The following is an 8,893-nucleotide window of genomic DNA, read 5'->3' on the forward strand; positions in this document are numbered from 1 at the left end:
GTACCAAGAGTTCTACTTTTATTTTGAATGCCAAAACCAGCACTTATATTTCCGTTGTATAAACCATCAATATTATTGTCAGAATATAAATATCCTGATAAAGAAGTATAATACCTCCATATTTTATTTTTTCCAAAACTTTTACCGTAACCAATTGTGGCAGTTGTAACATCCCATTTTGGAATAAATTCGCTATAATATATTCCAGAAATACTTGCGTAAAACCCTTTGGAATGCATATAAGTAATTTGTGGTGAAATATTGTATTGATCTATGTCAATATCACGACCCGAAAAGTAAGTATCGCTATTATAATTTACGGAAAGATATAAAAAATGAAAATTTATAAAAGAGGCAAGTAACTCATCTAAAGATTGCTCTTCTAAAAGCAATTCATCAATATATTGGTCTATAGCTATTTTTTTAGGGGGAGGTTCTTGTGAAAACGCAGAAACAGTGCAAAAAATTAGAAATAAATAGATCAGAATCGTTTTCATTTTTTAATTATTTAAAAGATAAAAGTGAGTGTAATTAATTACACCCACTTTATTTAATTTTTAGCTTTCTCCGTTATCCATTACCTTTACCTTTGCCACCTCCAGAATCATTTTCTGATCCATTACTATTATTTGTTTTTCTATTTGTTTTTCTTTGTTCACGAATATTTTTACGTATTTCGTTGCCACTTTCAGTGTTTTTATGCTCTCTTAATTGCAATCGGATTTGTTGTCGTTGCTCGGAAGTAATGGTATTTCTAAATTGTTCTTTAATTTCTCTAACACGATCTCTATTATTTGCCATTAAAGCTTGCTGCGCTTCTGTAAATGTTGCAACTAAAGCTTCGTGTCTTTCTTGTTTTGTTAACTCAGTATTCTCTAAAATTGCCAATTGCTCTGCTGTAAGAGTAGCTTTTAAAGTTTCTCTATTTTGCTTAATTAAAGCTTGCTGTTCTTGAAATAGTTGTTGTTGTTCTTGTGTAAGGTTTTGTAACCTTAATTGATTTCTTTCTCTAGTTTGCTGTGCATTTATAGTGGAAATTCCAAGTATAATTCCAAGTACAAAAACTGCGATTATTTTAAATGGTTTCATTTTTAAATATTTTTAAGTTATAATTTTGTTGTTTTGAACGTTCTAATGTTTAGACCTTTAAAAAATTGAAAAGTTTTAAAACTTATAAAAAATTTAATTTAAATCTAAATCATAATGTAATATATCTTCTAACATAAAAGAATCTATTTCTTCATCAATAAGTATTTCTTCAATAATATTATTTGCTATATAATTACTAATTTCAGTTTCATCCATAAAAAGAGAAGCTACTGTAATATCTTGTGTATCATTAAGAAACAAATTATAAACCAAATCTAAATTCTGAAATTTATTTACGGTATCTGAAACTATTGAAGGGGTTTTATCTATACCCGGAAACGCATTTGGTTTAAATACAGTTAGTGCCATTAATAGCGCAATTCCAGCAGCAACAAACCAAATAAGTTTGTTTTGGTATAATGGAACTATCTTAGTTTTCTTTTCACTTCCTATTTTTGCTAATAGTTCGTTTTCAGATGTTGAAAAATAATTTTCAGGCACACCTAAACCTAAATCGTTTTTGTGTACTTTTTCCAAATCTATATTATTTTTAATTTTTTTAGAATCCATAATTTAAGCATTAGTAATGTAATAGTTAGACCGCATTTTTTGATAAAAGTTCTACGTTTATCATATTTTCTTTAATATGTTTTACCGTAGCATAATAGGATGTTTTTAAAGTTCCTTCCTTAATTCCTAAAATAGCTGCCATTTCCTTAAATTTTAAATCATCAAAATACTTCATTTGAAATATGTGTCGATGATTTTCAGGCAATCTTGCTAAAATTTGTTGTAATTTAAATTGTACTTCATCTCCTTCAAAAAATGGATCTGAAGTTAAATTGTTTAAGTAGGTTTTACTTATATCGTCTAAAGATTCGTTCTTTTTCTTGTTTTCATTGTTTAAAAACCGAATCGATTCGTTGTAAGCTATTTTAAACATCCAAGTATGTAAACTACTTTGTTGTTTAAATTTCGGTAAGCTTTTATATACTCTTAAAAACGTGTTTTGCAATACATCGTTCGCATTTTCATGAGTAATTACTAACTTTCTAATATGCCAATACAAACGCTTTTGATAGAGATCCAGCAATTCTTTAAATGCCTTATCTTTCTTTTTTTCGTTTAATAAACTATTAATAAAAGCTGTTTCGGTTTTCAATTTTTAAAAGTTTTTTAAGCATACTAAAGTTATTAAAATAAATTAACAACTATTTATTAGACCTTTATAAATTGAAATAGTTTGAAAAGGGTTCAATTTTTCTTTTGAAATTAAAAAATTGGGGATGAATTTATTGAAGTTTTGAAAACATAAATATTTTACAATGCAAATTATTGTAATTTTGTAGTAATGAAAAACAATTTGTTAGCACATATTAATAATCCAAAGGAGTTACGAAAACTTTCTAAAGAACAACTTCCAAAAGTGGCGAAGGAATTACGAGATTTTATTATTGATATTGTTGCAACAAAAGAAGGACATTTAGGTGCTAGTTTAGGAGTTGTAGAACTTACTATTGCGTTGCATTATGTGTTTGATACGCCAAATGATTTACTTATTTGGGATGTTGGTCACCAAGCGTACGGACATAAAATTTTAACTGAAAGAAGACAGGATTTTTATACCAACAGACAATTAGGAGGTATCTCAGGGTTCCCAAAAAGAAGAGAAAGTGTTTACGACCCTTTTGGTACCGGACATTCTTCAACTTCAATTTCGGCAGCATTAGGAATGGCAATTGCTTCAAAATTAAAAGGAGATTTTTACAAACAACATATTGCAGTAATTGGCGATGCTTCAATTGCTAGCGGAATGGCTTTTGAAGGATTGAATCACGCAGGTGTTACCGACGCAAATTTGCTGATAATTTTAAACGACAATGCTATGGGAATTGATCCAAGTGTTGGCGCGTTAAAAAATTATTTTACAAATGTAAAAGCAGGTAAAAAAGTTAGGAAAAATAATATTATTGAAGCCTTAAATTTTAATTATTCAGGCCCCATTGACGGTCATAATATTGAAGCCATAATTACCGAATTAGAGCGCCTAAAATCAATTAAAGGTCCAAAGTTTTTACATATAATTACCACCAAAGGAAAAGGTTTAGAAAAAGCGGAACAAGATCAGGTAAAATACCACGCTCCAGGTAAATTTGATAAAAATACGGGCGAATTAATTGCTAAAAGTAATGAAGTACTACCTTCAAAATATCAAGATGTATTTGGTGAAACCATTGTTGAATTAGCAACAAAAAATGAAAACATAGTAGGAATTACTCCGGCAATGCCAACCGGTTCTTCATTAAAATTAATGATAGATATATTTCCAGAAAGAGCTTTTGATGTTGGAATTGCAGAACAACATGCAGTTACTTTAGCGGCGGGAATGGCAACTCAAGGATTAATTCCGTTTTGTACAATCTATTCTACGTTTTTACAACGTGCTTACGACCAAATTATACATGATGTAGCCATTCAAAATTTACCTGTCGTTTTTTGTATAGACCGAGCAGGACTTGTGGGTGAAGATGGCGCAACACATCACGGAGTTTTTGATATTGCATATTTGCGTTGCATTCCAAATTTAGTAGTGTTTGCGCCTTTAAATGAAGTGGAATTACGCAATATCATGTACACGGCACAATTAGGTGTTAATTTTCCGCTAACCATAAGATATCCGCGAGGAAGAGGTACTATAATTGATTGGAAACAACCTTTTTCAGAAATTGAAATAGGCAAAGGCACTTGTATTTCGGAAGGTGAAGAAATTGCTGTTTTAAGTATTGGAACTATTGGAAATAGGATTATAGAACTTCAAAAAGAATTGCCTAAAAATAAGGTAGCGCATTACAATATGCGTTTTGTAAAACCTTTAGATGTTGCATTACTTCATACAATATTTGCAAAATTTAAAACCATTGTTACTATTGAGGATGGGACTATTGTTGGTGGTTTTGGAAGTGCTATTTTAGAATTTGCTGCTGAAAATAATTATAAAAACACTTCAATAAAAAACCTCGGAATTACAGATAATTTTGTTGAACACGGTAAAACGGAGGCGTTATTTGAGACTATTCATTTATCAAAAGAGCAGCTAAAAAATTTCTTTTTAGAACTGTAATTATTAACATTTTTATATTTAATGTCGTACCTACGTAGGCAGGTATCTATATAGTATTTTATTAAAAAGCTATAACATTGGATATGGATTCCTTCCTTCGAAAGAATGACATATAAAAGTAATTAACTATCAGTTACTTTAATAACCCTATCAACTGTATCTAATTTAGACAACGTTAACCTAACAATACTGTCTTTTTTTGCAACTAAATCGTGAGGCATACTTGCCTCTAAAGAAACCAAATCGCCTTTTACTAAGTTGTAAATTGTACCATTTACACCAAAATTGATAGCGCCTTCAAAAATCTCAACAGTTATTGGAAAAGAAGTTTTGTGCTCTTTCATAAGTTGATTTTCTTTAAAAACAATTCTAATTTCTTTAGTGGTTTCTGTTTCAAATAATACTGAAATTGCAGGCTTTGTTTCGTTGTAAATTATATTTTCTAAGAGTGATGCTTTTTTCATAATAAAAATTTTACCAACCAGAATATTTTGGAGGTGTTATATTATTTAAATTTAAATATACAATTAATTGTCCGCGATGATGCGTAACATGGTCTTGTAGTAAATTTAAAATTTGAAGTTTAGATTTTGGTCCAGCAAAAAACTCAACTTCTACTGATAAATCTTCATTAGTAATTGTTTTAATTATTTCTGAAACTCTGTTAAATGAAGCTGTTAATTGCGTTATAATTTCTTCTTTTGTTTTAGGCTCAATTTTTTCAGATTTCTCACCATCTTTCAAAAAATAAGTTTCACTTAACCACACCATATTTTGGCGAATGTGAAGTAATTGTTTTTCAAAACTCATTTGTCTTTCTGTAGGTTTAAAATTATAATTAGCTTCAGGCATAGCTTCGGCCATTTCTAATAAATAGTTTTTTGAATTTTCCCACTTTATCAAAAAAGCAGATTTCGCATCATTTTGAGATTGTAATTTATTAGAAATCATAGTAACAAAAATTGTTAGTAGCAGTATTTTTTTCATTTGAAAACAGTTAATAAATATTATATAAACGCTAAATATACTCAATACTTTTTTATATTTTAGCGATAAACTATTTTAACTCATTTAATTAAGATTATGGCAGAAGACAAAGAAAAGGTAGCAAAATTAAAAGCATTACAACTTACTTTAGATAAATTAGATAAAGCTTATGGAAAAGGAACAGTAATGAAAATGGGAGATGTTGCAATAGATGATATTGATGCAATTTCTTCGGGCTCATTAGGATTAGATTTAGCTTTAGGTGTTGGTGGTTATCCAAGAGGAAGAGTTATTGAAATATATGGACCAGAATCATCGGGTAAAACAACGTTAACATTACATGCAATTGCTGAAGCTCAAAAAGCTGGAGGTATTGCCGCTTTTATTGATGCAGAACACGCTTTTGACCGTTTTTACGCACAAAACTTAGGAATAGATATTGATAATTTAATTATTTCTCAACCAGATCACGGTGAACAAGCTTTAGAAATTGCTGATAATTTAATTAGTTCTGGAGCTATAGATATTGTAGTAATTGACTCGGTTGCAGCCCTAACACCAAAAAGTGAAATTGAAGGTGAAATGGGAGATTCTAAAATGGGATTACACGCTCGTTTAATGTCACAAGCACTTAGAAAATTAACAGGAACTATTCATAAAACAAACTGTACAGTTATATTTATCAATCAGTTACGTGAAAAAATTGGCGTAATGTTCGGAAATCCAGAAACTACAACAGGTGGTAATGCGCTAAAGTTTTACGCATCGGTTCGTTTAGATATTAGAAGAAGAACTCAAATTAAAGATGGAGATAAAGTTATTGGAAATAGTACCAAAGTTAAAGTGGTAAAAAATAAAGTAGCACCTCCTTTTACAATTGCTGAGTTTGATATTATGTATGGAAAAGGAATTTCTAAAACAGGCGAAATTCTTGATCTAGGAGTTGAATTTGGAATTGTTAAAAAAAGCGGTTCTTGGTTTAGTTATGGAGACACAAAATTAGGACAAGGACGTGATGCTGTAAAGGCTTTAATAGCAGATAACCCAGATTTAGCTGAAGAATTAGAAACAAAAATTAAAGAAGCTATTAATAATCAAGACTAAGATTAAAATCTTTTTTTATAAATATTATAAAAGCCTATTTTAAAAATTATTTTTGAATAGGCTTTTTTTGTTGTGTGTTCTTATTACTATGTAGTCAGATAAACCTTAAGGTTTGGCGCAGCTAATCTATACGGATTTTTTAAAGAGCGTTAAAAACAAAACATAGCAAAAACCTTGCTGATTAAAATAATAGTCTATTTTTGATTTATAATTCATATATTAAGATAGTAGCATTTAAAACTTTGAAAAAACCCATTATAAAAACACTTATCGGAAGAACAGACATTGTTGATTTTCCAAAATTAGAATTATTTGGAATTGATATTAAAATAGATTCAGGCGCATATACCTCCAGTTTTCATTGTCATCATATTGAAGTTGAAAACGAAGTATTAAAATGCCAGTTTTTAGATCCTAAACATGAGAAGTACCACGAAAAATATTTTTATTTTAAGGAGTTTTTTCAAAAAAATGTAAAAAGTTCAAACGGAAGTATAGAAAATAGATTTATAGTAGAAACAGAAATTCTTATTTTTAATGAAGTTCATAACATAGAATTGTCATTAACAGAAAGAGGTTCAATGATGTATCCAGTGCTTTTAGGAAGGAAATTTTTATCGAAAAAATTTATTATAGATACCGCAAAGAAAAACCTTTCCTTTAAAAAATTAAATAAAAAAAATCAATAACATGAAAATTGTTGTTTTATCAAGAAATCCAAATTTATATTCAACAAAACGACTTGTTGAAGCTGGGAAAAAAAGAAATCATGAAATGTTAATAGTAGATCATACGAAGTGTGATATTATTATTGAAAGAAAAAAACCAGCTATACGCTATAAACACGAATTAATAACTAATGTAGATGCCGTAATACCTAGAATTGGAGCATCAGTTACCTTTTTTGGAACAGCTGTTGTGCGTCAGTTTGAAATGATGAAAGTTTTTACAGCTGTAGAATCACAGGCATTAATGCGTTCGCGTGATAAATTGCGAAGCTTACAAGTACTTTCTAGGGCTGGTTTGGGTTTGCCTAAAACTGTATTTACCAACTATTCTAAAAATGTAGATGATGTTATAGAAAGTGTAGGTGGGGCGCCTTTAGTAATTAAAATTTTAGAAGGCACACAAGGATTGGGAGTTGTTTTAGCAGAAACACACACTGCAGCAACTTCAGTACTAGAAGCTTTTAATGGTTTAAAAGCAAGGGTAATTGCACAAGAATTTGTTAAAGAAGCCAAAGGAGCAGATATTCGTGTTTTTGTAGTTGATGGCGTTGTAGTTGGAGCTATGAAACGACAAGGAAAAGAAGGGGAATTCCGTTCTAATTTACACCGTGGAGGTTCTGCTGAAATTGTAAAACTATCTATAGATGAAGAGAACGCGGCGTTAAAAGCTGCCAGAGTTATGGGATTAGGAGTTGCAGGAGTTGACTTGTTACAATCGGCACGTGGACCACTAATTTTAGAAGTAAATTCGTCGCCTGGTTTAGAAGGAATTGAAACCGCTACAGGTATTGATATTGCAGGAAAAATAATTCATTATATAGAGCGCCATGCCGAATGATTTTAAAATTTTAAATCAGAGAATTGGTTTAGGTGAAACCGTTCAATTAAAAATGGACATTGCCCAACTTAGTATTGGAACAAAAATAGAAGTGCCAATAATTGTTTCTCGAGGATTAAAAGAAGGCCCGTGTTTGTTATTAATTGCAGGAATCCATGGCGATGAAACAAACGGAATAGAAATTGTACGTCAAATTATTGCTTCGGGATTAAATAAACCTGAAAAAGGTACTGTAATTTGTATTCCAGTATTAAATGTTTTTGGGTTTTTAAATAAATCTAGAGAGTTTCCAGATGGTCGGGATTTAAACAGAGCATTTCCAGGTTCCAGCACTGGCTCATTGGCAAGTAGATTTGCATTTCATTTAATGAATAAAGTAATTCCAAAAGTAGATTATTGTATAGATTACCACACCGGAGGAGCTCAACGTTTTAATTATTCTCAAGTTAGAATTGATGCAAAAGATGAAGAAACACTAAAATTGGCTAAAACATTTGGTTCTCCTTATATTGTTTATAGTAAAAATTTAGAAAAAACCTTTAGAAAATCAATGGCTAATATGGGTAAAAAGGTAGTCTTATTTGAAGGTGGAAAATCTTTAAATCTTGATAAAGCTGTTACTAAAGTTGGGGTTCAAGGCGCCATAAACATTTTGCATTACTTAGGAATGCGAGATTTTTCTTCAAAAATTTCAAAAGCAACTTTCGAAAATCCGCCAATAATAATTAAATCTTCTAAATGGATTAGAGCCAAGCGATCTGGAATGTACAGATCTTATATTAATGTTGGTCAAAAAGTAGAAAAAGGAGTAAAATTAGGAAGTATTTCAGATCCTTTTGGAGATTATGAAACTGTTTTTAAGAATCCTCATGAAGGGTATGTTTTAAATTCTAATCATTCTCCAATTGTTAACCAAGGTGACGCTATACTTCATATTGGATTTGAATAAATTATGCTAAAAGTTGATAATATATCATTTGGATATACTTCAAAACAAGTGTTAAAAAATATTAGTTTTACAGCTAA

The 8,893-nt window shown here is 30.2% G+C and carries 11 protein-coding genes; 5 read left to right on the plus strand and 6 right to left on the minus strand.

Annotation, left to right across the window (positions count from 1 at the left end):
• From AB1Z17_RS01580 to AB1Z17_RS01595, 4 genes are all read right to left on the minus strand, one after another.
• Positions 1 to 497 (minus strand): hypothetical protein (locus tag AB1Z17_RS01580; protein ID WP_368050037.1); only part of this gene is annotated, 497 nt, incomplete at its 3' end.
• A 73-nt stretch (positions 498 to 570) separates the two neighbouring features.
• Positions 571 to 1,089, minus strand: a complete 519-nt coding sequence (locus tag AB1Z17_RS01585; protein ID WP_368050038.1) for a hypothetical protein — start codon at positions 1,087 to 1,089, stop codon at positions 571 to 573.
• Between the two features lie 93 nt (positions 1,090 to 1,182).
• Positions 1,183 to 1,659, minus strand: a complete 477-nt coding sequence (locus tag AB1Z17_RS01590) for a hypothetical protein (protein ID WP_368050039.1) — start codon at positions 1,657 to 1,659, stop codon at positions 1,183 to 1,185.
• 25 nt (positions 1,660 to 1,684) lie between these two features.
• Positions 1,685 to 2,251, minus strand: a complete 567-nt coding sequence (locus tag AB1Z17_RS01595) for an RNA polymerase sigma factor (RefSeq protein ID WP_368050040.1) — start codon at positions 2,249 to 2,251, stop codon at positions 1,685 to 1,687.
• A 189-nt stretch (positions 2,252 to 2,440) separates the two neighbouring features.
• Between AB1Z17_RS01595 and dxs the strand changes: the two genes are divergently transcribed.
• Positions 2,441 to 4,210 (plus strand): 1-deoxy-D-xylulose-5-phosphate synthase, encoded by a 1,770-nt coding sequence (gene dxs, locus AB1Z17_RS01600; protein ID WP_368050041.1) that lies wholly within the window; start codon positions 2,441 to 2,443, stop codon positions 4,208 to 4,210.
• A 122-nt stretch (positions 4,211 to 4,332) separates the two neighbouring features.
• Here dxs and AB1Z17_RS01605 read toward each other — a convergent pair whose 3' ends face one another.
• Together AB1Z17_RS01605 and AB1Z17_RS01610 are read right to left on the minus strand one after the other, a co-directional pair.
• Entirely contained in the window at positions 4,333 to 4,674 is a 342-nt protein-coding gene (locus AB1Z17_RS01605; RefSeq protein WP_368050042.1) for a cupin, read from the minus strand.
• 10 nt (positions 4,675 to 4,684) lie between these two features.
• Complete coding sequence (locus AB1Z17_RS01610; protein ID WP_368050043.1) at positions 4,685 to 5,197, minus strand: DinB family protein; 513 nt, start codon at positions 5,195 to 5,197, stop codon at positions 4,685 to 4,687.
• Between the two features lie 96 nt (positions 5,198 to 5,293).
• On the opposite strand from AB1Z17_RS01610, the gene recA reads away from it, so the two are divergent.
• The 4 genes from recA (at position 5,294) to AB1Z17_RS01630 (ending at position 8,816) form a co-directional block, all read left to right on the plus strand.
• Positions 5,294 to 6,301 (plus strand): recombinase RecA, encoded by a 1,008-nt coding sequence (recA, locus tag AB1Z17_RS01615; protein ID WP_368050044.1) that lies wholly within the window; start codon positions 5,294 to 5,296, stop codon positions 6,299 to 6,301.
• 242 nt (positions 6,302 to 6,543) lie between these two features.
• Complete coding sequence (locus AB1Z17_RS01620) at positions 6,544 to 6,990, plus strand: ATP-dependent zinc protease (protein ID WP_368050045.1); 447 nt, start codon at positions 6,544 to 6,546, stop codon at positions 6,988 to 6,990.
• Between the two features lies 1 nt (position 6,991).
• Positions 6,992 to 7,867, plus strand: coding sequence for a 30S ribosomal protein S6--L-glutamate ligase (rimK, locus tag AB1Z17_RS01625; RefSeq protein ID WP_368050046.1), 876 nt, complete (start codon positions 6,992 to 6,994; stop codon positions 7,865 to 7,867).
• Entirely contained in the window at positions 7,857 to 8,816 is a 960-nt protein-coding gene (locus AB1Z17_RS01630) for a succinylglutamate desuccinylase/aspartoacylase family protein (protein WP_368050047.1), read from the plus strand. Before rimK ends, AB1Z17_RS01630 begins: the two co-directional genes overlap by 11 nt.
• Positions 8,817 to 8,893: the final 77 nt, after the last annotated feature.

The sequence above is a fragment of the Lutibacter sp. genome, assembly GCF_040883305.1.
GTDB lineage: Bacteria > Bacteroidota > Bacteroidia > Flavobacteriales > Flavobacteriaceae > Lutibacter.